The organism is Pseudomonas sp. D3-27 (assembly GCF_051132165.1).
Taxonomy (GTDB): domain Bacteria; phylum Pseudomonadota; class Gammaproteobacteria; order Pseudomonadales; family Pseudomonadaceae; genus Aquipseudomonas.
In genome coordinates, this window is record NZ_CP071667.1 from 1,731,240 (window position 1) to 1,755,698 (window position 24,459).

The window sequence follows — 24,459 nt, forward strand, 5'->3', positions numbered from 1 at the left end:
ATCCCGTTTGCTTCATTGGCCCGTCCCTTGCATTGCCCTGTCTCAACTGCATCTATGATTCCAGTGCAGCGGAGACCATCTTATGCCCGTTACACCCAACACACTGCTCCAGGCCACCGCCCAGGCCAAGCCGCAGGCCGCCGTCAATCCACTGGCAGCAGGTCCGGACGCCGAGAACAGAGCCTCCAGCTTCGCCCAGGTCTTCGCCAAGCAGGCACCCGTCAAATCACCGGCGGTGCCTGAGCCATCGGCAAAACCGGTGCGCGACAAGACCGCCGACAATGCCGCCAAGAAGGACGCGGGCAGCGATACTGCCGCTCCGGAGCCGGCGGTTGCCGATAGCGGCAAACCCTTGCCCGCCGACAAGCCGACCACTGCCGGCAGCAAGACGGCGGATGATGCCGACAGCGATGCGCCAGAAACGCCGGTAGCGGATGCCGCGCCTGTCGATCCGACGCTGGACCCTGCGTTGTTGCCGGGCACCGTTATTCCAGAGGGCGTCGCTGAGGCGCAGCCTGCCGTGGTGCCTACGATCGAGGCCCAAGTCACTGCGGCGGTAGCGGCTCCCGTTGCCCCGAGTGTGGCGGCCAATGCCTCGGCGCCGGTGACGGACCCGGAGTTCGACCCGCAGGCCGATCCGCTCGACGCACTACCGGCGTTGCGGTTGGCGATGGAGCAGAGCGGCCACGTGTCCGCTTCCAGCCAGGCGCAGTCCAAGACCGCTGCGCCGGCGTCTCTCGATGGTGAGCCGACTTCGGCCCAGACGTTCGCCGCCGGTATGGCGAGCATGCTCACCGTGCAAGCCGACCAGGACAGCACCGGTGCCGGCAGCCAGGGGGGTGACAAGGCGTTCAGTGGCCTGATCAGCGAAGGCCTCAAGGATCTGACGGCCGCTTCCAGCGATACGCGCGTGGATGACTTTGCCAACCGCCTGGCGGCGCTGACCCAGGCCGCCACACCGAAAACCGCCAACGCGGTGCCGGTCAATCAGCCCATCGCCATGAACCAGGGCGGCTGGACCGAGGAGGTGGTCAACCGGGTGATGTACTTGTCGAGCGCCAATCTCAAGGCGGCCGACATCCAGTTGCAACCTGCCGAGCTCGGACGCCTGGATATTCGGGTGAACATGATTCCAGACCAGCAGACCCAGGTGACCTTCATGAGCGCCCACTCAGGCGTGCGCGAAGCCCTCGAAGGCCAGATGCATCGTCTGCGTGACAGTTTCGCCCAGCAGGGAATGGGGCAGGTCGACGTCAGCGTGTCGGATCAATCCCGTGGCTCGCAGAACCAGGATCAACAGGCCCAGCAGCAAGCCCAGGCTGGACGCACCACGTCCTCCGGCGGCCGAGTTGACTCGCTGGATGAAGAGGTGCCGGCCAGCGTTGCCGAAGTGGCGGCCAGCACCACCAGCGTCATTGGCACCAGCGCGGTCGATTATTACGCCTGATTCAACGCATTAACCTTGTGGGAGCGAGCTGGCTCGCGATAACGATGGATCAGTCACCTGCAACGGTGGCTGAAAAATCGGCGTCGCGAGCAAGCTCGCTCCCATAATGGTTTAGGGTGTTCTCGAAATTGCGTCGACCATCGTTTCTCTTCTGGCATAACACTTGCTCCAGCCTAGCCATGCAACAGTGAACCCCCGATTAACGACGGATTATTGGCATGGCGAAGAGCGAAGCAGCAGCTGTAAAAGACCCCGCAACCAAAGGCAAACTCAAGATGATCATCCTGATCGTGGTGGGCTTGCTCCTGGCCGTGGGCGTGTCCGTGGGGGCGACCTGGTATTTCATGCACAACGCCCAGAGCAAGCCGGCCGAGGCGGTGGAAGCTGCTCCGGTGGGCAAGCAGCCAGCGGTTTTCGAGCCGATGGCCCCGGCCTTCGTCGCCAACTACACCCAGAACGGTCGTCAGCGCTACATGCAGGTGAGCATTACCTTGCTGGGGCGCAACCAGGCCGACCTGGAAGCGTTGCGTGTACACATGCCGCTGATTCGCAATAATCTGGTGATGCTGTTTTCCGGACAGAGTTTCGACACCCTGGCCACTCCGGTGGGCCAGGAAATGCTGCGTCAGAAAGCCACGGCCAGCGTGCAGGAAGTGGCCCAGAAAGAACTCGGCAAAGTGGTGATCGAACAGTTGCTCTTCACTAACTTCGTATTGCAGTAGGAACACGACATGGCCGTGCAGGACTTGTTGTCCCAGGACGAAATCGACGCGCTGTTGCACGGTGTCGACGACGGCCTGGTGCAGACCGAAAACGCTGCTGAACCGGGCAGCGTCAAAAGCTACGACCTGACCAGCCAGGATCGCATCGTTCGTGGACGCATGCCGACCCTGGAAATGATCAACGAGCGTTTCGCCCGATACACCCGCATCAGTATGTTCAACATGCTGCGCCGCTCGGCCGACGTGGCCGTGGGTGGCGTGCAGGTGATGAAATTCGGCGAATATGTTCATTCGCTGTACGTGCCCACCAGCCTCAATCTGGTGAAGATCAAGCCGCTGCGTGGCACGGCATTGTTCATCCTCGACGCCAAGCTGGTGTTCAAGTTGGTGGACAACTTCTTCGGCGGCGACGGTCGTCACGCCAAGATCGAAGGTCGCGAATTCACACCGACCGAACTGCGTGTCGTGCGCATGGTGCTGGAGCAGGCTTTCGTCGATTTGAAGGAAGCCTGGCAGGCGATCATGGAAGTGAATTTCGAGTACATCAACTCGGAAGTGAACCCGGCGATGGCCAACATCGTCGGCCCAAGCGAAGCGATTGTCGTCTCGACGTTCCACATCGAGCTCGATGGGGGTGGCGGCGACCTGCACGTGACCATGCCGTATTCGATGATCGAGCCGGTGCGTGAAATGCTCGACGCCGGTTTCCAGTCGGACCTCGACGACCAGGACGAGCGTTGGATCAACGCCTTGCGCCAGGACGTGCTGGATGTCGACGTGCCGATCGGCGCGACGGTCGCCCGGCGTCAGCTACGATTGCGGGACATCCTGCACATGCAGCCGGGGGATATCATCCCCGTCGAAATGCCGGAAGACATGATCATGCGCGCCAATGGCGTGCCGGCCTTCAAGGTCAAGATGGGCTCTCACAAAGGCAACCTGGCGTTGCAGGTGATCGAGCCGATCGAACGCCGCTGAGCGGTGTCAACTTCTTAAGTTTTGGTTTTTAACCGATTTTTGCCCGCCGAGGAAACATGATGGCTGACGATATGAATACCCAGGATGACCAGGCGCTGGCCGATGAGTGGGCTGCGGCCCTGGAAGAAACCGGCGATGCCGGGCAGGCAGACATCGATGCATTGCTGGCGGCTGACACAGGCAACCATGGGTCCAACCGCTTGCAAATGGAAGAATTCGGCAGCGTGCCGAAAAGCAACGAACAAGTGACGCTCGACGGTCCCAACCTGGACGTGATCCTCGACATCCCGGTGTCGATTTCCATGGAAGTGGGCAGCACCGACATCAACATCCGCAACTTGCTGCAGCTCAACCAAGGCTCGGTGATCGAGCTGGATCGCCTGGCCGGTGAGCCGCTGGATGTGTTGGTCAACGGCACCCTGATCGCCCATGGCGAAGTGGTTGTGGTCAACGAGAAGTTCGGCATTCGCCTGACGGACGTGATCAGCCCGAGCGAACGCATCAAGAAGCTGCGCTGAATGAAAGGCTTTCTCGCCGCAGCCCTGATGCTGCCGTTCAGTGTTCTGGCAGCCGAGCCGGTGGCCACGGCTGCCGTTGCGCCGGCGAGTGGCAGCGGCATGGCCGGGCAACTGGCGCAACTGGTGCTGGGCCTGCTGGTGGTGCTCGGGTTGATTTTCTTCCTGGCGTGGATGCTGCGACGCGTTCAGCAGGCGGGGCCTGCCGGCAAAGGGCAGGTCATCGACATTGTCGGTTCCCGCGCGCTGGGGCCACGGGATCGGCTGGTGCTGGTGCAGGTCGGCACCGAGCAGATCCTGCTCGGCCTGAGTCCTGGCAGCATCACTGCGCTGCATGTCCTGAAGGAACCGGTGCAGGTGCCGGTCACGGAGCAGGCCACGCCCGAGTTTGCCCAACGGCTCATGGAACTGCTGGGAAAAGACCAAAAGGATAAAAAGTAATGCCGTTGCGCATTCTCTTGGCGTTGGCCCTGATGCTGGCCGCGCCGTTGGCGTTCTCCGCCGACCCGCTGTCGATCCCTGCGATCACCTTGGGCACCAACGCCGAAGGGGCACAGGAATACTCGGTCAGCTTGCAGATCCTGCTGATCATGACCGCGCTGAGTTTCATCCCGGCGTTCGTCATGCTGATGACCAGTTTCACCCGGATCATCATCGTCTTTTCGATCTTGCGCCAGGCCCTTGGCCTGCAACAGACGCCGTCGAACCAGATCCTCACCGGCATGGCGCTGTTCCTGACCATGTTCATCATGGCGCCGGTGTTCGACCGGGTGAACCAGGACGCGCTGCAACCCTATCTGGCGGAAACCCTCAGCGCCCAGGATGCCGTGGCCAGGGCCCAGGTGCCGATCAAGGATTTCATGCTCGCCCAGACCCGCAGCAGCGACCTGGAGCTGTTCATGCGCCTGTCCAAACGCACCGACATTGCCAGCCCCGACCAGGCGCCATTGACCATCCTGGTGCCGGCGTTCGTGACCTCCGAGCTCAAGACCGCCTTCCAGATCGGTTTCATGATATTCATCCCGTTCCTGATCATCGACCTGGTGGTCGCCAGTATCCTCATGGCCATGGGCATGATGATGTTGTCGCCGCTGATCATTTCGCTGCCATTCAAGATCATGCTGTTCGTGCTGGTGGATGGCTGGGCGTTGATCATCGGCACCCTGGCGGGCAGTTTCGGCGGTGTTTAGACCTCTCACGCGGGTAGCACGATATGACGCCTGAAGTAGCGGTAGACCTGTTCCGCGAGGCCCTCTGGCTGACCACCATGATGGTGGCCATCCTGGTGATCCCGAGCCTGCTGGTTGGCTTGCTCGTGGCGATGTTCCAGGCCGCCACGCAGATCAACGAGCAGACCCTGAGTTTCCTGCCGCGCCTGCTGGTGATGCTGGTAACGCTGATCGTCGCCGGCCCCTGGCTGGTGCAAACCTTCATGGAATACATCCTGCAGTTGTACGGCAGTATTCCGCAGTTGATCGGCTGACGATGTCGATGCTCGCGCTGACGGATACCCAGATCAGTACCTGGGTGGCGTCGTTCATCCTGCCGTTGTTTCGTGTCACGGCCGTGCTGATGAGCATGCCGGTCTTCGGCACGACCTTGGTGCCGGGTCGTGTGCGCCTGTATTTCGCTCTGGCGATTACGGTGGTCATCGCCCCCGGGCTGCCGCCCATGCCGCCGGTCAACGCCCTGGACCTCACCGCGTTGATGCTGGTGGCCGAACAGATCCTCATAGGCGCCTTGTTGGGCTTTTCGCTGCAGTTGTTTTTCCAGGCATTCGTGGTGGCCGGGCAAATCATCTCGATCCAGATGGGCATGGCGTTCGCCTCGATGATCGACCCCACCAACGGCGTGAACACTGCCGTTATCGGGCAGTTCCTGACGATGCTGGTGACGTTGCTGTTCCTCGCCATGAACGGGCATCTGGTGGTGTTCGAAGTATTGACGGAGAGCTTCACCACATTGCCGATAGGCAGCGCGATGCTGGTCAATCATTTCTGGGACATTGCCAGCAAGCTTGGCTGGGTCCTCGGCGCGGCGATGGTACTGGTGTTGCCGGCGATTACCGCGCTGCTGGTGGTCAACATCGCCTTCGGCGTGATGACCCGGGCGGCGCCGCAGTTGAACATCTTTTCCATCGGCTTCCCGCTGACCCTGGTGCTGGGCATGGTGATTTTCTGGGTCAGCCTGGGGGACATTCTCAATCAGTATCAGCCGTTGGCCACCCAGGCCTTGCAGCTGTTACGCGACATGGCACAGGCGCGCTGAACCATGGCCGAGAGCGAAAGCGGTCAGGATAAAACAGAAGACCCCACCGAGAAACGCAAGAAGCAGTCCCGGGAAAAGGGCGAGATTGCCCGTTCCAAGGAGCTCAACACCCTGGCGATCATGCTCGCCGGTGCCGGTGGCTTGCTGATTTACGGTGGCGGACTGGCGTTGGATCTGCTGGAAATCATGCGGTTGAATTTTTCCTTGCCTCGCGAGGTATTGCTCACGCCGGGCGCTATGACGCAGTACCTGTTGCATTCGGGCAAGATCGCGATGCTTGCAATGCAACCGGTGCTCATTTTTCTGCTGTTGGCGGCTTTCATCGGCCCGATTTCCCTGGGCGGATGGCTGTTCGCCGCCGGTAGCCTGGCACCGAAGTTCAGCCGGATGAATCCGGCCGCCGGTATCAAGCGCATGTTTTCCACCACGGCGTTGATGGAACTGCTCAAGGCTTTCGGAAAATTTCTCCTGGTGTTGTTCGTCGCGCTGGCGGTGTTGCAGGCCGATATCGACGATCTGCTGCGCATTGCCCATGAGCCGCTGGAGCAAGCCATCATCCATAGCGTGCAGTTGGTCGGCTGGAGCACCTTGTGGATGGCTTGCGGGCTGATCCTCATCGCCGCCATCGACGTGCCGATCCAGCTCTACCAGAGCAAGCAGAAATTGATGATGACCAAGCAGGAGGTGCGCGACGAGTACAAGGACTCGGAGGGCAAGCCGGAGGTCAAGCAGCGGATCCGCCAGTTGCAGCGCGAGGTTTCCCAGCGGCGGATGATGGCGGCGATTCCCGACGCCGACGTGGTCATCACCAACCCGACTCACTATGCCGTCGCGCTCAAGTACGATCCCGACAAGGGCAATGCGCCGGTCCTGCTGGCCAAGGGCAGCGATTTCCTGGCGTTGAAGATTCGCGAGATCGCCGTCGCCAACGAAGTGATGCTGCTCGAATCTCCGGCATTGGCGCGGTCGATCTACTACTCCACCGAGCTTGACCAGGAAATCCCGGGAGGCTTGTACCTCGCCGTCGCCCAGGTGCTGGCCTACGTCTACCAGATCCGCCAGCACCGCGCCGGCAAGGGCAAGCGGCCAGAACCGCTCAAGGACCTGCCCATCCCGCCGGATTTGCGCCGCGATTCCTGAACCAAGGTGCCAAAGCCCCTGTGGGAGCGAGCTTGCTCGCGATAGCGGTCTTCCAGTCAACGCTCGCACAAACTGACCCTCCGCCATCGCGAGCAAGCCCGCTCCCACAGGTCGGCATCCCTTGAAAGCCTCTATTTCAACCTCCCGCAAAAGTTGGAAAGCTTCTTGCAATACCCCGCCTGCGCCCCTTCCGGGCGTCAAAAGTTTGCTTCCAGGAACGGGGAATATTGGTGGATCGCTCTCAGTTACTCAGCACCGCTCGCAGCAACGTCGTAGACCTCAGCAGGGGCAATCTGGGCGTGCCGCTGTTGCTGCTGGTCCTGCTCGCCATGATGATGCTGCCGGTACCGCCGTTCCTGCTGGACGTGTTCTTCACGTTCAACCTCGCCTTGTCGATCGTGGTGCTGCTGGTGTGCGTATACGCCCTGCGCCCATTGGACTTCGCCGTCTTCCCGACCATCCTGCTGGTGGCGACGCTGTTGCGCCTGGCGCTGAACGTGGCGTCCACCCGGGTGGTGATGATTCACGGTCACGAGGGGCACCAGGCCGCCGGTAAGGTGATCCAGGCCTTCGGCGAAGTGGTGATCGGCGGCAACTACGTGGTCGGTATCGTGGTCTTTGCCATCTTGATGATCATTAACTTCGTCGTGGTGACCAAGGGCGCCGGGCGGATTTCCGAGGTGAGCGCGCGTTTCACCCTCGACGCGATGCCTGGCAAGCAGATGGCGATCGACGCTGACCTCAATGCCGGCTTGATCGATCAGAGCCAGGCCAAGCTGCGCCGTCTCGAAGTAGCCCAGGAAGCCGAGTTCTACGGGTCCATGGACGGTGCAAGTAAGTTTGTCCGCGGTGACGCCATCGCCGGCCTGCTGATCCTGTTCATCAACCTGATTGGCGGCATGGCCGTCGGTATCTTCCAGCACGGCATGGCTTTCGGCGACGCCGGCAAGGTCTACGCGTTGCTGACCATCGGTGACGGTTTGGTGGCGCAATTGCCATCACTGTTGTTATCCACAGCGGCGGCGATCATGGTGACCCGTGCTTCGGGCTCCGAAGACATGGGCAAGCAGATCAATCGCCAGATGTTCGCGTCGCCCAAGGCCCTGGCCGTGGCGGCCGGCCTGATGGCGGTGATGGGTCTCGTGCCGGGAATGCCGCACTTTTCTTTCCTGAGCATGGCGGCCTTGGCCGCGGGTGGCGCGTACCTGTTCTGGAAGAAGCAGAACGTGCAGAAGGTCCAGGCGCTGGAAGAGGTCAAGCGCCAGCAGGAACTGCTGCCGTCGCCAGCGCGTGCCATGGAAACCAAGGAATTGGGTTGGGATGACGTGACGCCGATCGACATGATCGGCCTGGAAGTCGGCTACCGCTTGATTCCATTGGTCGATCGCAACCAGGGCGGTCAGTTGCTGGCGCGGATCAAGGGCGTGCGCAAGAAGCTGTCCCAGGATCTGGGCTTCCTCATGCCCACCGTCCACATTCGCGACAACCTCGACCTGGCGCCGAGCGCCTATCGCCTGACGCTCATGGGCGTGATCCTGGCGGAAGCCGAGATCTACCCGGACCGCGAGCTGGCGATCAACCCAGGGCAGGTCTACGGTTCGCTCAACGGCATTACCGCCAAGGATCCGGCTTTCGGCCTGGAAGCGGTGTGGATCGAAATCAGCCAGCGGGCCCAGGCCCAGTCCCTCGGTTATACCGTGGTGGACGCCAGCACGGTCGTGGCGACCCACTTGAACCAGATTCTCTACAAGCATTCCAGCGAGCTGATCGGTCACGAAGAAGTCCAGCAACTGCTGCAAGTACTGGCCAAAGGCTCGCCGAAACTGGCTGAAGAATTGGTGCCGGGCGTGGTTTCGTTGTCCCAATTGCTCAAGGTGTTGCAGGCGCTGCTGGCCGAACAGGTTCCGGTGCGCGACATACGCAGCATTGCCGAAGCGATCGCCAACAACGCTTCGAAGAGTCAAGATACCGCCGCTCTGGTGGCTGCGGTGCGGGTCGGCGTATCCCGCGCAATCGTCCAAAGCATTGTAGGCACTGAGTCTGAGCTGCCTGTGATCACTCTGGAACCAAGGTTGGAACAGATATTGCTCAATAGTCTGCAGAAGGCAGGACAAGGCTCGGAAGAGGGTGTTCTGCTGGAGCCAAGCATGGCCGAGAAGCTGCAGCGTTCGCTGATCGAAGCAGCCCAGCGGCAAGAGATGCAAGGCCAACCGGTGATCCTGCTGGTGGCCGGTCCGATACGCGCGATGCTTTCGCGGTTCGGGCGCCTCGCGGTCCCGGGGCTGCATGTGCTGGCGTACCAGGAAATACCGGACAACAAGCAAGTGACCATCGTTGCGACAGTAGGGCCCAACGGCTGAGGTAGTGGTTTATGCAAGTGAAGCGTTTTTTCGCCGCCGATATGCGTCAGGCCATGAAACTGGTTCGTGACGAGCTGGGCGCTGAAGCAGCCATCATCGGCAACCGTCGTATCGCCGGCGGTGTCGAGCTGACGGCGGCCCTGGACTACAAATTGTCGGCGCTGGCCCCTCGCGTTCCGAACATGGAGCTCGAGGACGAGCTGCGCAAGACTCAGTCGCGCATCGCCAGCGCCCAGGCCGAGTTGAGCCTGCGCAGCAGCGAAGGCTCGGCCAGCGCGGGCACCAATCGTCAATTGTTCGCCGGCCAGCCACTGACCGCAGGCCTGCCGCTGACCGCTGCCGAACCGCTGATCGAGCCGACGCCGGCCGAACCGCGTCGTCCGGCACCGGCACCCGTTGCCGCAGCCGCGGGCGTTGATCCCCGTGCCCTGGACTCGATGCGCTTCGAACTCAACAGCCTGCGCGAGCTGATGGAAGTCCAGCTCGGCTCGCTGGCGTGGAACCAACTGCAAGGCAGCCGTCCGGCCCAGGCCAACCTGTGGCGTCGCCTGCAACGCATTGGCCTGTCCGGCCCGCTGGCGCGCGACCTGCTGGCATTGATCAGCGACATCGACGAGCCTCGCCAGGCCTGGCGCATGCTGCTGGCGCACCTGGCGCGGATGATCGCCACGCCGGAAGTCGAGCCACTGGAAGAGGGCGGAGTGATCGCCATGGTCGGCCCGGCCGGCATGGGCAAGACCACCACTCTGGCCAAGCTCGCGGCCCGTTATGTACTCAAGTACGGCGCCCAGAGTATCGCTCTGGTGAGCATGGACAGTTTCCGCATCGGTGCCCAGGAGCAACTCAAGACCTTGGGCCGGATCCTCAATGTGTCGGTGACCCATGTGGATCCGGGCCAGTCCCTGGCCCAGGCGCTGGAACCGCTGATGCGCAAGCGCGTCGTACTGATCGACACCGCCGGCCTGCAAGCCAGCGATCCGGCCCTGCGCATGCAGCTGGAAAGCCTGGCCGGGCGTGGCATCAAGTCAAAAAATTATCTCGTGTTGGCAACCACCAGCCAGAAACAGGTTCTAACCGCCGCATACCACAGTTACAAACGCTGCGGGCTGGCCGGCTGCATCCTGACTAAGCTGGACGAAACGGCAAGCCTGGGCGAGGTGTTGAGCCTGGCGATCGGTCATGAACTACCGGTGGCCTACCTGACCGACGGGCCGCGGATCCCGGATGATTTGCATCTGCCGCGCCGTCATCAACTGGTCAGTCGTGCCGTGAGTGTGCAAATGCAGGAAGAACCCAGCGAAGAAGCCATGGCTGACATGTTCGCTGATATCTACCACAGCCCGACCAAGCAGGTTGGCTGAGGTATTCATGAATATTTTTTGTACCTACATCGATGGTCTGCCATGCATTGTTCCGTATGTGAACGCGCAGCCAGTAATGTGGCCTCCGTCTAAGTAAGACAAGGTAAAGAACGAACATGGGCAGCATGCATCCCGTACAGGTGATCGCGGTGACCGGCGGCAAAGGTGGCGTCGGGAAGACTAACGTGTCAGTGAACTTGTCCCTGGCTCTGGCAGAGCTTGGCCGACGGGTCATGCTGCTGGACGCCGACCTGGGCCTGGCGAACGTCGACGTGCTGCTGGGGCTCACACCCAAGCGCACGCTGGCGGACGTGATCGAAGGGCGCTGTGAATTGCGCGACGTGCTGTTGCAAGGCCCCGGCGGGATTCGCATCGTGCCGGCCGCCTCCGGCACCCAGAGCATGGTTCACCTGACCCCGGCGCAGCACGCCGGCCTGATCCAGGCCTTCAGCGACATCGGTGACAACCTCGATGTGCTGGTGATCGACACGGCTGCCGGTATCGGTGACTCGGTGGTCAGTTTCGTGCGCGCCGCCCAGGAAGTGTTGCTGGTGGTCTGCGACGAACCGACGTCGATCACCGACGCCTACGCGCTGATCAAACTGCTTAACCGCGACTATGGCATGAACCGCTTTCGCGTCCTGGCCAACATGGCCCAAAGCCCACAGGAAGGACGCAACCTGTTCGCCAAGTTGACCAAGGTCACGGATCGCTTCCTGGACGTCGCCCTGCAATACGTCGGCGCAGTGCCTTACGACGAAAGCGTACGCAAGGCTGTCCAGAAGCAACGTGCCGTTTATGAAGCTTTTCCTCGTTCCAAATGCGCCCTGGCGTTCAAGGCGATCGCCCAGAAGGTCGACACCTGGCCGCTGCCGGCCAACCCACGTGGGCATCTGGAATTTTTCGTCGAGCGTCTCGTGCAACAAACAGCAGGGCCCGTGTTATGACAGCCAGCGGTTACAACCATCTCTACACAAAATCGGCACGGGACGCCCAGTACGAATTGATCGAGCGTTACGCGCCACTGGTCAAGCGCATCGCCTACCACTTGCTGGCGCGTTTGCCGGCCAGTGTCCAGGTCGAGGACTTGATCCAGGCGGGCATGATCGGCCTGCTCGAAGTGTCGAATAAATACGACGCGAGCAAGGGCGCCAGTTTCGAGACATACGCCGGTATCCGTATCCGCGGGGCGATGCTCGATGAGGTCCGCAAGGGCGACTGGGCGCCGCGTTCGGTGCATCGCAACACCCGCATGGTCAGCGACGCGATTCGTGCGATTGAAGCGAAAACCGGGCGAGACGCTAAAGATCACGAGGTTGCGGCCGAACTCCAGTTGAGTCTCGATGATTATTACGGGATTTTGAACGATACCTTGGGCAGTCGCCTGTTCAGTTTCGACGACCTGTTGCAGGACGGCGAACACGAAGGGCTGCACGAGGACGGCGCGAGTGCTCACATGGAGCCGTCGCGCGACCTGGAAGATGAACGTTTCCAGAGCGCCCTGGCGGATGCGATTGCCAATTTGCCGGAGCGTGAGCGACTGGTCTTGGCGCTGTACTACGACGAAGAGCTGAACCTCAAGGAAATCGGTGAGGTCCTGGGGGTCAGCGAATCGCGGGTCAGCCAGTTACATAGCCAGTGCGCGGCCCGCTTGCGGGGGCGTTTGGGGGAGTGGCGAGCGCGCTGACGAGCAGTGTGGGGACGCTGCGAGCGGGGCTGGCATGGCGTATGCCGGGCCAGTCTCCATCCGTTGTGCTCCATACCGTTGTCGAGTGTTGTGCCGGATTGATTGAAATGGCGCGTCCAGGTGCTGGGCGCGTTTAAGACTGCTTGGAGGTCGAATTGGACAAGAACATGAAAATCCTCATCGTTGATGACTTCTCAACGATGCGGCGGATCATAAAAAACCTGTTGCGTGACCTCGGGTTCACCAACACGGTCGAGGCCGACGATGGCACAACCGCCATTCCGGTCCTCAACAGCGGGAGCATCGACTTTCTGGTGACTGACTGGAACATGCCTGGCATGACCGGTATCGACTTGCTGCGCCACGTGCGCGCCGACGAAAAACTCAAGCACCTCCCGGTGCTGATGGTCACTGCCGAAGCCAAGCGCGAGCAGATCATCGAAGCGGCCCAGGCCGGTGTGAACGGCTATGTGGTCAAACCCTTCACGGCCCAGGCGTTGAAAGAGAAGATCGAAAAAATCTTCGAACGCATCGGTTAACGGCGCCACGGGGGAGCTATGGACAACGAATCTTCAATGGGCGATTTCGAATCGACCCTGAAAAAACATGCCCGCGAACTGGTAGACAGCCTTGAAAAGGGCCGCTTCGGCGATGCGGTTCAAATGATTCATGAGCTCAACCAGACCCGTGATCGCGGTCTGTACCAGGAAGTCGGCAAGCTCACCCGTGAACTGCACAGCGCGATCGTCAATTTCCAGATCGATCCGAACATGCCGCAGGCCGAGGAAGTCTCGCAGATCACCGACGCCACCGAGCGCCTGGGTTATGTGGTCAAGCTGACCGAAGCCGCAGCGAACCGCACCATGGACCTGGTGGAAAGCGCAACGCCCCTGGTCAACGGCCTGAGCGAGGAAGCCCAGGCGTTGAGCACCGATTGGGGACGGTTCATGCGTCGCGAAGTCGGCGCCGAGGAGTTCCGGGAGCTGGCCCGTCGGGTTGACGGTTTCCTGGCGCGCAGCAGCGCCGAGAATCGCGCCGTGGCCAGCAACCTCAACGACATTCTGCTGGCCCAGGACTATCAAGACCTGACCGGCCAGGTGATCAAGCGTGTGACCCAACTGGTCACCGAAGTGGAAAGCAACCTGCTCAAACTGGTGCTGATGGCTAGCCAGGTCGACCGCTTTGCAGGTATCGAACACGACCGTGAAGCGATGCTTGCCGAAAAAGATCCACAAAAACATCTCTCTCAGGGTGAAGGTCCGCAGATTCATGCCGATAAAAGAGAAGACGTTGTGTCCGGTCAGGACGATGTGGACGATTTGCTGTCCAGCCTTGGATTCTAAGTTTTAGCCCTATTTTAGGAGCAGCCATTAATGAGCTTCGGCGCCGATGAAGAGATCCTTCAGGATTTCCTGGTTGAGGCCGGCGAGATTCTAGAGCAACTATCCGAACAGCTGGTCGAGCTGGAAAGCCGACCTGATGATGCGGATCTGCTCAATGCAATTTTTCGCGGTTTCCACACTGTAAAAGGAGGCGCCGGCTTCCTCCAGCTCAATGAGCTGGTGGAGTGCTGCCACATTGCCGAGAACGTGTTCGACATCCTGCGCAAGGGTGAGCGTCGCGTCGACTCGGAACTGATGGACGTGGTGCTCGAGGCCCTGGATGCGGTCAACAGCATGTTCAGCGAAGTGCGCGAGCGCTCGCCGATCACCCCGGCCACCCCCGAGCTGCTCGCCGCGCTGTCGCGCCTGGCCGAGCCGCAGTCGGCTGACGAAGCCATGCCCGTTGCCGAGCCTGTGGTCGAAGAACCGGTTGCGCAAGAATCGGGCGACATCACCGATCATGAATTCGAATCGCTGCTGGACTCGCTGAACGCCGTCAAGGCCGAAGCCGAGGCTCCGGCCGCGCCCGCTGCGCCAGCCGCCGATGCCGCTGCCAGCGATGAAATTACCGACGATGAGTTCGAATCGCTGCTCGACCAACTGCACGGCAAGGGCCAGTTCGCCCCCGATGCGGTCGTAGCGCCGGCGGCCCCGGCTGCGCCAAAGGCAGCGGGGGATGACTCCGACATTACCGACGACGAATTCGAAGCCTTGCTCGACCAGTTGCATGGCAAGGGCAACTTTGCCGTCGACGCGTTGGATTCGGCCATCGCTTCGGCGCCGACCCCGGCCAAACCAGTGGCAGCGGCAGCCGGAAGCGACTTGATCAGCGACCACGAATTCGAATCGCTGCTCGACGAGCTGCATGGCAAGGGCAAGTTCAGCGAAGTCGGCACGGCCGCCGCCGCGCCTGCCGCTGCCGCCACGGCTGCACCCGCCGCCAAGGCCGCGCCGAAGCCGGCCGCCAAGGCGCCGGAACCGAAAGCCGAAACCCCGAAGCCTGCCGCCGCAGTGGCGCCAGCCCCGGCTCGCGCGCCTTCCGCCGCGCCCGCCGAAAAACCGGCGAGCGAAGCCGAGACCACCGTTCGCGTCGACACCGCGCGGCTGGATGAGATCATGAACATGGTCGGCGAACTGGTGCTGGTGCGTAACCGGCTGGTGCGCCTGGGCCTCAACAGCCAGGACGAAGCCATGTCCAAGGCCGTGTCGAACCTCGACGTGGTCACGGCTGACCTGCAAACCGCGGTCATGAAGACCCGGATGCAGCCGATCAAGAAAGTTTTCGGGCGCTTCCCGCGCCTGGTTCGCGACCTGGCTCGCCAGCTCAAGAAAGAAATCAACCTGGAACTGGTGGGTGAAGAGACCGACCTCGACAAGAACCTTGTCGAGGCCCTGGCCGACCCGCTGGTCCACTTGGTGCGCAACGCGGTCGACCACGGCATCGAGTCGCCGGAAGAGCGCGAAGCGTCAGGCAAGGTCCGCAGCGGCAAGGTGATCCTGGCCGCCGAGCAGGAAGGCGACCATATCCTGCTGTCGATCTCCGACGACGGCAAGGGAATGGACCCGAACGTGCTCCGTTCCATTGCCGTGAAACGCGGTGTGATGGACAAGGACGCGGCCGATCGCCTGAGCGACACCGAGTGCTACAACCTGATCTTCGCCCCGGGCTTCTCGACCAAGACCGAGATTTCCGATGTGTCGGGTCGTGGCGTGGGCATGGACGTGGTGAAAACCAAGATTTCCCAGCTCAACGGTTCGATCAACATTTACTCGACCAAGGGCCAGGGCTCGAAGATCGTCATCAAGGTCCCGTTGACCTTGGCGATCATGCCGACCCTGATGGTGATGCTGGGCAACCAGGCGTTCGCCTTCCCGCTGGTCAACGTCAACGAGATTTTCCACCTCGACCTGTCGCGCACCAACGTCGTCGATGGCCAGGAAGTGGTCATCGTACGGGACAAGGCACTGCCGCTGTTCTACCTCAAGCGCTGGCTGGTCAGCTCTGCCGCTCATGTGGAGCAGGGCGAAGGCCATGTGGTGATCCTTTCGGTGGGCACCCAGCGGATCGGCTTCGTCGTCGACCAGTTGGTGGGCCAGGAAGAAGTGGTCATCAAGCCGTTGGGCAAGATGCTCCAGGGCACCCCGGGCATGTCCGGCGCCACCATCACCGGCGACGGCCGCATCGCGTTGATCCTCGATGTGCCTAGCATGCTCAAGCGCTACGCCGCTCGGCGTATTTGATTCTGGAGGGGCGCGGCCCGACGCCGCGCCTTGTCTAACGGAGTGTTTATGGTAGTTAAAGTCCTGGTGGTGGACGATTCGGGGTTTTTCCGCCGCCGCGTCTCGGAAATTCTTTCAGCGGACACGAGCATTCAGGTCGTCGGTACGGCGACCAATGGCAAAGAGGCGATCGATCAGGCCCTGGCGCTCAAGCCGGACGTGATCACCATGGACTACGAGATGCCGATGATGGACGGCATCACGGCAGTGCGGCATATCATGCAACGCTGTCCGACCCCGGTTTTGATGTTCTCGTCCCTGACCCATGAAGGCGCCCGAGTCACCCTCGATGCGCTGGATGCCGGGGCGGTGGACTTCCTGCCAAAGAACTTTGAAGACATCTCGCGCAACCCGGACAAGGTCCGCCAGTTGCTATGTGAGAAGGTCCACAGTATTTCCCGCAGTAACCGCCGCGTCAGTGCCTACAGCGCACCGGCGTCAGTGCCGGCTGCTGCGCCAGCACCAACGCCTGCGCCTTCTGCGTCGAGCAGCTTCAGTTCGGCGCCGGTTCGCAGTGCTCCTACGCCGGCGCCCGCTCGCCCGGCGCCCGCCAGCCCGTCGTCGCCAGCGCCCAAGCGCAAGGCCTACAAACTGGTCGCCATCGGCACGTCCACGGGCGGCCCGGTTGCGCTGCAACGGGTCTTGACCCAGCTGCCAGCGAACTTCCCGGCCCCGATCGTGTTGATCCAGCACATGCCCGCCGCGTTCACCAAGGCGTTCGCTGAACGTTTGGACAAACTGTGCCGCATCAGCGTCAAGGAAGCCGAGGATGGCGACATTCTCCGTCCAGGCCTGGCGCTGCTGGCACCGGGTGGCAAGCAGATGATGATCGACGGCCGTGGCGCGGTGAAAATCCTGCCGGGCGATGAGCGCTTGAACTACAAGCCTTGCGTAGACATTACCTTCGGTTCCGCGGCGAAATCCTACGGCGACAAAGTTCTGGCGGTGGTGCTCACCGGCATGGGTGCCGATGGCCGCGAGGGTGCGCGCCTGCTCAAGCAGGGCGGCAGTGCGATCTGGGCCCAGGACGAGGCCAGTTGCGTGATCTACGGCATGCCCATGGCGATCGTCAAGGCCGACCTGGCTGACGCGGTCTACAGCCTGGACGACATGGGTAAACATCTGATCGAGGCGTGCCTGTAATGGATGTGCTCAGTCTGATCGGCATCATCATGGCGTTCGTCGCCATCATTGGTGGCAATTACCTGGAAGGCGGTCATCTCGGTGCGCTGGCCAACGGCCCGGCCGCGTTGATCGTGATCGGTGGCACTGTAGGCGCTGCGCTGTTGCAGTCGCCGATGAGCGCCTTCAAGCGCGCCATGCAGGTCCTGGTGTGGATTCTGTTTCCACCTCGGGTCGACCTGGCCGGCGGCATCGACCGCGTAGTCAACTGGAGCCTGACCGCCCGCAAGGAAGGCCTGCTTGGGCTGGAAGGGGTGGCCGATGCCGAACCCGACAGCTACTCGCGCAAGGGCCTTCAATTGCTCGTGGACGGCGCCGAACCCGAAGCGATTCGCAGCATCCTGGAGGTGGATTTCTACACCCAGGAAAGCCGCGACATCGAAGCGGCCAAGGTGTTCGAGAGCATGGGAGGCTACGCGCCGACCATCGGTATCATCGGTGCTGTCATGGGTTTGATCCATGTGATGGGCAACCTGGCCGATCCGTCGCAACTGGGCAGCGGCATTGCCGTGGCATTCGTTGCCACCATCTACGGCGTGGCGAGCGCCAACCTGGTGCTGCTGCCGATCGCGGCCAAGCTCAAATCCATTGCGTTGCGCCAGTCGCGCTACCGCGAAATGCTGCTGGAAGGGATCCTGTCGATTGCCGAAGGCGAGAACCCGCGTTCCATCGAGTTGAAGCTCCAGGGCTTCATGGACTGATGGGGGAAATGGCAGATGGCGCGTCGCAGACATCGTGAAGAACACGTCAACCATGAACGCTGGCTGGTTTCCTATGCCGACTTCATCACGCTGCTGTTCGCCTTTTTTGTGGTCATGTATTCGATCTCTTCGGTGAACGAAGGCAAGTACAAGGTCATTTCCGAAGCGTTGATCGGCGTCTTTACCGATTCGGACCGCGCCCTCAAGCCGATTCCCATCGGCGAAGAGCGTCCGAAGACGACGACCCCGGCCAAGCCGCTGGTCAAGGACAGCGAACAGGTCGACGCCGGCATTGCCGGTGGCAGCGATCCGTTGAAGAGCATTGCCGATGACATCAGTTCGGCGTTCGGCGACCTGATCAGTTCCAACCAGATGACCGTGCGTGGCAACGAGTTGTGGGTCGAGATCGAACTCAACTCCAGCCTGCTGTTCGGCAGCGGCGATGCCATGCCCAGCGACATGGCGTTCAACATCATCGATAAAGTGGCGGCGATCCTGAGACCGTTCGACAACCCTATCCACGTCGAAGGTTTCACCGACGACCAGCCGATCCGCACCGCGCAGTACCCCACCAACTGGGAATTGTCGTCGGCCCGTTCGGCAAGCATCGTGCGCATGCTCGCCATGCAGGGTGTCAACCCGGGCCGCCTGGCGTCGGTGGGGTATGGCGAATTCCAGCCGGTGGCCAATAACGCCACGGCCGAGGGGCGCGCACGCAATCGACGGGTGGTGCTGGTGGTTTCGCGCAACCTCGATGTGCGTCGCAGCCTGACCGGTACCGGCACCGCCAACGCAAAGCCCGATGCGGCATTGAAGCGGGCTGGCACACAAACTGCACCGACCCCGGTCAAGTCGCCGGATAGACAGAACGCCGTCAATTCTCCGTCACCGGCTTTATAACCGAGCTATTTCTCGGTCGAGCACGTCTCGACCGGGAGGAACGATCCGAATGAGAGTCTGGGCAGTCGCCAATCAAAAAGGTGGTGTGGGCAAAACCACATCCTCCATCGCTTTAGCCGGTTTGCTGGCCGAGGCCGGCAAGCGCGTGGTCATCGTCGATCTGGACCCCCATGGCTCGATGACCAGCTACTTCGGCTACGACCCCGATAGCCTGGAACACAGCAACTACGATTTGTTCCTGCACAAGGGCAGCGTGCCCGAAGGCTTGCCGGGGCAGTTGCTGCTGTCCACCAGCGACGAGCGGATCTCCTTGCTGCCGTCGAGCACCGCCCTGGCCACCTTGGAGCGCCAATCGCCCGGCCAGAGCGGCCTGGGCCTGGTGATCGCCAAGAGTCTGGCGCAGCTGTGGCAGGATTTCGATTACGCGATCATCGACAGCCCGCCGTTGCTGGGCCTGCTGATGGTCAATGCGTTGGCCGCCAGCCAGCAATTGGTCATTCCTGTGCAGACCGAACACCTCGCGGTGAAGGGCCTGGAGCGCATGGTCAACACCCTGGCGATGGTCAACCGTTCACGCAAGCAGTCGCTGGCATTCAATATCGTGCCGACCCTGTTCGACCGTCGTACCCAGGCGTCCCTCGGCACCTTGCGAGTGCTGCGCGACATGTACCCGGACGACATCTGGCAAGGCTACATCCCGGTGGACACCCGTTTGCGCGACGCCAGCCGCGCCGGCGTGACACCGTCGCAATTCGATGGCAAAAGCCGTGGCGTACTGGCCTATCGCGCGCTTCTCAAGCACCTGCTGGCCCAGCAGCTCGTTGCGCAGCAGGTGGCTTGAGTTGATGAAGTTCTCCTTAGACGTTGTGCTTGCTTGCGGGCGCTCAAGTCCTGCCGTATCCATGCCGATAACCTTTTCAAGTGGCGCACAGTTCCCATGAACCGCCCCATCAAGACAACTTCGCGTCCCCAATTGGCCCTGCAGTCCTATCTGGATGGGCTGTTGCAGGAAGCGACCGATGAATTGCCAGCGCAGCCGAGCGCGTTCCAGGCGTTGCCCGAGCCTGTCGAAGCCGAACCCGCGCTCGACGAGTTCCAGGCCGCCGTGCTCGAGGAGCAGGCCCGTGATGCACAGGCTTCAGCGGTTGTGACAGCGGTGGAAGCGCCGTTCGTCAAGCCGCAGTTGGCGGTGATGGAAGCACCCGCACCGATCCTGGCGCCGGTCTCCACCGTCGCGCCATTGTTGCAGGGGTTGGTGACGCCGGTAGTGGAAATCCACATGCCGCCGAGCAACACGCCGCCGCCGGCGCCGGGCGATGATCGCCCGGCGTGGGCCGCCGAGCCGTTCGAGTGCTTGTTGTTCGATGTGGCCGGTTTGACGCTGGCGGTGCCGCTGGTGTGCCTGGGATCCATCTACTCCCTGGCCGGGCAGGAATTGACGCCGTTGTTTGGCCAACCGGAGTGGTTCCTCGGAATCCTGCCGAGCCAGGCCGGCAACCTGAAAGTGCTGGACACCGCGCGCTGGGTCATGCCGGATCGTTATCGCGATGATTTTCGCCAGGGCCTGCAGTACGTGATTTCTGTGCAGGGCTACGAATGGGGATTGGCGGTGCATCAGGTCAGCCGTTCGCTGCGCCTGGACCCGAACGAGATCAAGTGGCGCAGCCATCGAGGGCAACGGCCATGGCTGGCCGGTACGGTGATCGAACACATGTGCGCCTTGCTGGACGTTTCCGAACTGGCGGAGCTGATCGCCAGCGGCGGGGCAAAACACCTGGACGGCGCCAAGCCGGTCCGGAAACCGAAATAAGACAACCGGCGGCGCAGGGCGACGCCGGACAGAACACACACCGCCACAGGCGGTTTTTCGAGGGGTCAGGGTATGAATGATAAGGCGTCGTCTCTCAAGGGTTCCGAAGATCCGATCTTGCAATGGGTGACTTTCAAGCTCGATAACGAAACCTACGGCATCAACGTGATGCGCGTGCAGGAAGTGCTGCGCTACACCGAGATCGCCCCGGTCCCGGGTGCGCCAAGCTACGTGCTGGGCATCATCAACCTGCGTGGTAACGTCGTGACCGTGATCGACACCCGTCAGCGTTTCGGCTTGAACTCCACCGAGGTCAACGACAACACCCGTATCGTGATCATCGAGGCGGACAAGCAAGTGGTCGGTATCCTGGTCGATAGCGTTGCTGAAGTGGTTTACTTGCGTCAGTCGGAAATCGAAACCGCGCCTAACGTCGGTAACGAGGAATCGGCCAAGTTCATCCAGGGCGTGTGCAACAAGAACAACGAGTTGCTGATCCTGGTCGAACTGGAAAAAATGATGAGCGAAGAAGAGTGGTCGGAACTGGAGAGTATCTGATTTGATTCTTGAGGTAGCAGTCATTGTCCTGTTCCTTTTCTGGGCAGGCACGCTGGCGATGTTTTTGTCCTACATACGTGGCCAGCGGGAAATCGCCGCTCAACAGGCCCAGGGCGATGCGCTGCGCGATCAGCGCATCCGGGACCTGGCCAAGCGTGTCGACGACTATCAGAACGGCACCGTGCGCATGGGCGAAGCGCTCCATGAGCTGCGTGCCGTCGTCGCGCCATTGCCGGACAAACTGGCGCAACTGGAACAGCGCGACCCCTCCAGCCTGTCCTTTGCCCAAGCCGCCCGGCTGGTCGGCATGGGCGCCAGCATCGACGAACTGACCCAGGCGTGCGGCCTGACCCAGGCCGAGGCCGAATTGATGAGCAAGTTGCACAAGGGCGGCTGATATCTATCCATCCCCCAGGACCCATGTGGGAGCGAGCTTGCTCGCGATAGCGGTGTGACAGTCAGCAAATAGGTTGTATGACCGCCATCGCGAGCAGGCTCGCTCCCACAGGTTTTTCTGGCGTTCAGAAATAATCATTCCAGCCCGGTCCCCGTGGCGAGGGAGCTTGCTCGCGCTGGGTCGCGCAGCGGCCCCAGGTTTTTACGACTGCTTCGCAGCCGAGCGGGAGCAAGCTCCCTCGCCACGGGTAGCGTCGTCGCTGATCGCTGATCATTCCCGCGTTCCGTGACCTCTGTGTGGGAGCGAGCTTGCTCGCGATAGCGGTGTGACAGTCAGCAAATATGCTGAATGTATGACCGCCATCGCGAGCAGGCTCGCTCCCACAGGTTTTTCTGGCGTTCAGAAATAATCACTCCAGCCCGGTCCCCGTAGCGAGGGAGCTTGCTCCCGCTGGGTCGCGCAGCGGCCCCAGGTTTTTACGACTGCTTCGCAGCCGAGCGGGAGCAAGCTCCCTCGCCACGGATAGCGTCGTCGCTGATCGCTGATCATTCCCGCGTTCCGTGACCTCTGTGTGGGAGCGAGCTTGCTCGCGATAGCGGTGTGACAGTCAGCAAATATGCTGAGTGTATGACCGCCATCGCGAGCAGGCTCGCTCCCACAGGTTTTTCTGGCGTTCAGAAATAATCATTCCAGCCCGGTCCCCGTGGCGAGGGAGCTTGCTCCCGCTGGGTCGCGCAGCGGCCCCAGCTTTTACGACTGCTTAGCAGCCGAGCGGGAGCAAGCTCCCTCGCCACGGGTAGCGCCTTCAGCGATTAGTAATCATCCCCACGCTCCGTCACGTCTTTCTCGATGTTTTGCGCATGCGGGTCGAAGCCCTGGGGAAATTTGCCCTTCAGGTTCCAGGCAAACGCAATGATCTCGGCAATCGTGCGGTACAACTCTTCCGGAATGCTGTCGCCCAGCTCCAGCCGTGCCAGCAACTTCACCAGTTCGGCATTTTCGTAGATCGGTACTTCGCTCTCGCGGGCGATGCGCAGGATTTCCTCGGCCAGGGCTTCGTCGCCCTTGGCGGTGAGGGTGGGGGCGTGGTGGCCGTCGTACTTGAGGGCGATGGCCTGGCGGGGTTCGGTGTGGGTTGTCATGCGGTTTCGTCCACCCAGCGTTGTTCCAGCCGGGTCTTGGGTCCTTGGGGCGGGGTGCCGAGGTGGCAGTCGAGGTCGCCGACATTCAACCCGCACGTCACAAGGCGCTCGCGCAATGCGGTCAGGTTCCTTTCGATCAGGCTCGCGGTGTACGCTCGTTCTGCCCACAGCTGACTGGAAAGGCTGCCACTGAGCAACTGGGCCTGGATCTGCAGCGGCCCCAGCGGTTCCATGTCGAAGGCCAGCTCGACCCGCCAGAGCTGCTGTTTCGGTTCGGTTTGTTCGCGGCGTTCGTCCGGTTGTTCCCGGGCGGCGGTTTCCTCGCGCTGGAACTTGACCTGCAACGGCACGATGTCCTGCAGGTTGCGCATCGGAATCTCCAGTTGCCAAGTGCTCATCAACCGGCCGTCATCGGTCAGCCCGGTTTGCTCCAGGCTGGACAGCTGATGGCTTTGCAGACGTGACACGGCGGCGGCCGCCAGGCGCAGCAGATGCTCCAGGTCACCTTCTTCATCCTGACCTTTCAATAATCTGGCGGGCAGCGGAAAGCCGGTGGGTTGTGGCTTGGCGCTGACCTGGCCGAGCATCCCCAGGGCGCTGCGCACGAAGCTGGGCAATGCCTGGGCCAGGGTGTTGGCGGCGATGACCGCGGAGAGGTTGGTGGAAGCGGGCAGGGCGGGTGTCAGTTGGGCGATCAGTTTCAGGAGGTCGCCTTTCATGTCCGGGGCCAGGCTTGGCGGTTGGCCGGCCAGCAGCTTGCTTTCCAGGAACACGCCGCTGGCGGCCATGGCTTGGGCCAAACCCTTGGGTGTGCTCAGTTGTTGTACGTCCGGCAGGCCAGCCAGAAGGCGTGTCACCGCCGCGCGCAGTTCGGGGCCGGCGTCATCGCTGGCGGGAAGGTTTTGCAGGGCGGTGAGCAGGCTGTCCAGCGAGCCCTGGCGGCTCACTTGCGTCACCAATTGCTGGCTCACCGCCAATTGCTCCTGGCGATTGCTCAAGGGCACGAATTTCAATGTCTGAGCATCCTGTACCTGGGCGCTCAACAGCATGCCGATGCGCAGCGGCTGCGGGCTGTCGATGTCCAGGGTGCTGCCGGCCTGGGCGGTGTTGAGCAGGCTTACCAGCGAGCGATACACCGCCGGTTGCCCGGGCTGTTGCGGCAAGGCCTGGCTGGTCAGCACTTTGCCCTGCAACAAAGTGCCCACGGGCAATTGCGCGGTGTCGATCCGGGTCAGGGCGGCGACGCTGGAGGCGAGGGCCTGCTGCACGGTAATCGCCAGGTTGCTGGCCGAAGGCTGAGTCACGGCCAGGCTGGTGCCCTGGGGCAGCGGCTGGGTGCTGGTGGCTTGTACGGTGGCCTGCCGGCCGCTCTCCAGCGTGACCTTGAGCAGCAGTTGGAAAGCCTGGTCCGCCTGCTTGAGCGACAGCACCTCGGCCTTGGCGGTCTGGCCCGGACCGATCAATCCCTCGGCCGGTGCCAGCAGCTTGAGCAACTCGCCCGTGACCGCCGGCATACGTGTCGTTGCCGTGGGCTGGGGCAGCGGCGGGATGTTCATGTCGCCTGTCATCTGCGGTATTACCTTGGGGAAATCAGCGCTCTTGAGAGAAGAACTTCACATGTATAATGCC

The 24,459-nt window shown here is 61.7% G+C and carries 25 protein-coding genes; 23 read left to right on the plus strand and 2 right to left on the minus strand.

What is annotated here, in order from left to right:
• Positions 1-82 precede the first annotated feature (82 nt).
• The 23 genes from J3P92_RS08115 (at position 83) to J3P92_RS08225 (ending at position 21,688) form a co-directional block, all read left to right on the plus strand.
• On the plus strand, positions 83-1,447 hold the full coding sequence (locus J3P92_RS08115) for a flagellar hook-length control protein FliK (protein ID WP_434650326.1): 1,365 nt from the start codon (positions 83-85) through the stop codon (positions 1,445-1,447).
• 218 nt (positions 1,448-1,665) lie between these two features.
• Positions 1,666-2,169, plus strand: a complete 504-nt coding sequence (fliL, locus tag J3P92_RS08120) for a flagellar basal body-associated protein FliL (protein ID WP_420767373.1) — start codon at positions 1,666-1,668, stop codon at positions 2,167-2,169.
• Between the two features lie 9 nt (positions 2,170-2,178).
• On the plus strand, positions 2,179-3,147 hold the full coding sequence (fliM, locus tag J3P92_RS08125; protein ID WP_003184019.1) for a flagellar motor switch protein FliM: 969 nt from the start codon (positions 2,179-2,181) through the stop codon (positions 3,145-3,147).
• 59 nt (positions 3,148-3,206) lie between these two features.
• Positions 3,207-3,665, plus strand: a complete 459-nt coding sequence (gene fliN / locus J3P92_RS08130) for a flagellar motor switch protein FliN (protein WP_420767372.1) — start codon at positions 3,207-3,209, stop codon at positions 3,663-3,665.
• Complete coding sequence (fliO, locus tag J3P92_RS08135; RefSeq protein ID WP_434610286.1) at positions 3,666-4,103, plus strand: flagellar biosynthetic protein FliO; 438 nt, start codon at positions 3,666-3,668, stop codon at positions 4,101-4,103. It begins immediately after the preceding gene.
• A complete protein-coding gene (gene fliP / locus J3P92_RS08140; RefSeq protein ID WP_420767370.1) occupies positions 4,103-4,852 on the plus strand; it encodes a flagellar type III secretion system pore protein FliP in 750 nt (249 codons plus the stop codon). The genes fliO and fliP overlap by 1 nt, the downstream gene beginning before the upstream one ends.
• A gap of 23 nt (positions 4,853-4,875) precedes the next feature.
• Positions 4,876-5,145, plus strand: coding sequence for a flagellar biosynthesis protein FliQ (fliQ, locus tag J3P92_RS08145; RefSeq protein ID WP_003184009.1), 270 nt, complete (start codon positions 4,876-4,878; stop codon positions 5,143-5,145).
• A gap of 2 nt (positions 5,146-5,147) precedes the next feature.
• Complete coding sequence (fliR, locus tag J3P92_RS08150) at positions 5,148-5,930, plus strand: flagellar biosynthetic protein FliR (RefSeq protein ID WP_434650327.1); 783 nt, start codon at positions 5,148-5,150, stop codon at positions 5,928-5,930.
• A 3-nt stretch (positions 5,931-5,933) separates the two neighbouring features.
• Positions 5,934-7,070 carry a flagellar biosynthesis protein FlhB gene (gene flhB, locus J3P92_RS08155; protein WP_420767368.1) on the plus strand — a complete coding sequence of 379 codons (1,137 nt, stop codon included), beginning with the start codon at positions 5,934-5,936 and terminating at the stop codon, positions 7,068-7,070.
• A 230-nt stretch (positions 7,071-7,300) separates the two neighbouring features.
• Entirely contained in the window at positions 7,301-9,430 is a 2,130-nt protein-coding gene (gene flhA, locus J3P92_RS08160; protein WP_420767367.1) for a flagellar biosynthesis protein FlhA, read from the plus strand.
• An 11-nt stretch (positions 9,431-9,441) separates the two neighbouring features.
• On the plus strand, positions 9,442-10,791 hold the full coding sequence (gene flhF / locus J3P92_RS08165; protein ID WP_420767366.1) for a flagellar biosynthesis protein FlhF: 1,350 nt from the start codon (positions 9,442-9,444) through the stop codon (positions 10,789-10,791).
• Positions 10,792-10,907: 116 nt separating this feature from the next.
• Positions 10,908-11,738 (plus strand): flagellar synthesis regulator FleN, encoded by an 831-nt coding sequence (gene fleN, locus J3P92_RS08170; RefSeq protein ID WP_003184001.1) that lies wholly within the window; start codon positions 10,908-10,910, stop codon positions 11,736-11,738.
• Complete coding sequence (gene fliA / locus J3P92_RS08175; RefSeq protein ID WP_434650329.1) at positions 11,735-12,478, plus strand: RNA polymerase sigma factor FliA; 744 nt, start codon at positions 11,735-11,737, stop codon at positions 12,476-12,478. The genes fleN and fliA overlap by 4 nt, the downstream gene beginning before the upstream one ends.
• A 167-nt stretch (positions 12,479-12,645) precedes the next feature.
• Positions 12,646-13,017, plus strand: coding sequence for a chemotaxis response regulator CheY (locus J3P92_RS08180; RefSeq protein WP_003183998.1), 372 nt, complete (start codon positions 12,646-12,648; stop codon positions 13,015-13,017).
• Between the two features lie 18 nt (positions 13,018-13,035).
• On the plus strand, positions 13,036-13,821 hold the full coding sequence (locus J3P92_RS08185; protein WP_420767365.1) for a protein phosphatase CheZ: 786 nt from the start codon (positions 13,036-13,038) through the stop codon (positions 13,819-13,821).
• A 30-nt stretch (positions 13,822-13,851) separates the two neighbouring features.
• Positions 13,852-16,101 carry a chemotaxis protein CheA gene (locus J3P92_RS08190; protein ID WP_434610292.1) on the plus strand — a complete coding sequence of 750 codons (2,250 nt, stop codon included), beginning with the start codon at positions 13,852-13,854 and terminating at the stop codon, positions 16,099-16,101.
• Positions 16,102-16,149: 48 nt separating this feature from the next.
• Positions 16,150-17,283: a protein-glutamate methylesterase/protein-glutamine glutaminase gene (locus tag J3P92_RS08195; protein WP_434650331.1), complete on the plus strand. Its 1,134-nt coding sequence runs from the start codon at positions 16,150-16,152 to the stop codon at positions 17,281-17,283.
• Entirely contained in the window at positions 17,283-18,023 is a 741-nt protein-coding gene (locus J3P92_RS08200; RefSeq protein ID WP_305499634.1) for a flagellar motor protein, read from the plus strand. The genes J3P92_RS08195 and J3P92_RS08200 overlap by 1 nt, the downstream gene beginning before the upstream one ends.
• Positions 18,024-18,038: 15 nt before the next feature.
• Positions 18,039-18,923 carry a flagellar motor protein MotD gene (motD, locus tag J3P92_RS08205; RefSeq protein ID WP_420767362.1) on the plus strand — a complete coding sequence of 295 codons (885 nt, stop codon included), beginning with the start codon at positions 18,039-18,041 and terminating at the stop codon, positions 18,921-18,923.
• Between the two features lie 49 nt (positions 18,924-18,972).
• Positions 18,973-19,764: a ParA family protein gene (locus tag J3P92_RS08210; protein WP_420767361.1), complete on the plus strand. Its 792-nt coding sequence runs from the start codon at positions 18,973-18,975 to the stop codon at positions 19,762-19,764.
• A 96-nt stretch (positions 19,765-19,860) separates the two neighbouring features.
• Positions 19,861-20,733 carry a CheW domain-containing protein gene (locus J3P92_RS08215; protein WP_420767360.1) on the plus strand — a complete coding sequence of 291 codons (873 nt, stop codon included), beginning with the start codon at positions 19,861-19,863 and terminating at the stop codon, positions 20,731-20,733.
• A gap of 72 nt (positions 20,734-20,805) precedes the next feature.
• Positions 20,806-21,291: a chemotaxis protein CheW gene (locus tag J3P92_RS08220; protein WP_024778681.1), complete on the plus strand. Its 486-nt coding sequence runs from the start codon at positions 20,806-20,808 to the stop codon at positions 21,289-21,291.
• A gap of 1 nt (position 21,292) precedes the next feature.
• Positions 21,293-21,688 carry a DUF2802 domain-containing protein gene (locus tag J3P92_RS08225; protein WP_420767359.1) on the plus strand — a complete coding sequence of 132 codons (396 nt, stop codon included), beginning with the start codon at positions 21,293-21,295 and terminating at the stop codon, positions 21,686-21,688.
• 812 nt (positions 21,689-22,500) lie between these two features.
• Here the strand turns inward: J3P92_RS08225 and J3P92_RS08230 are convergent.
• Both J3P92_RS08230 and J3P92_RS08235 read right to left on the minus strand, forming a co-directional pair.
• Positions 22,501-22,830 (minus strand): EscU/YscU/HrcU family type III secretion system export apparatus switch protein, encoded by a 330-nt coding sequence (locus tag J3P92_RS08230; protein ID WP_420767903.1) that lies wholly within the window; start codon positions 22,828-22,830, stop codon positions 22,501-22,503.
• Entirely contained in the window at positions 22,827-24,398 is a 1,572-nt protein-coding gene (locus tag J3P92_RS08235) for a flagellar hook-length control protein FliK (protein WP_434650333.1), read from the minus strand. The genes J3P92_RS08230 and J3P92_RS08235 overlap by 4 nt, the downstream gene beginning before the upstream one ends.
• Positions 24,399-24,459 lie beyond the last annotated feature (61 nt).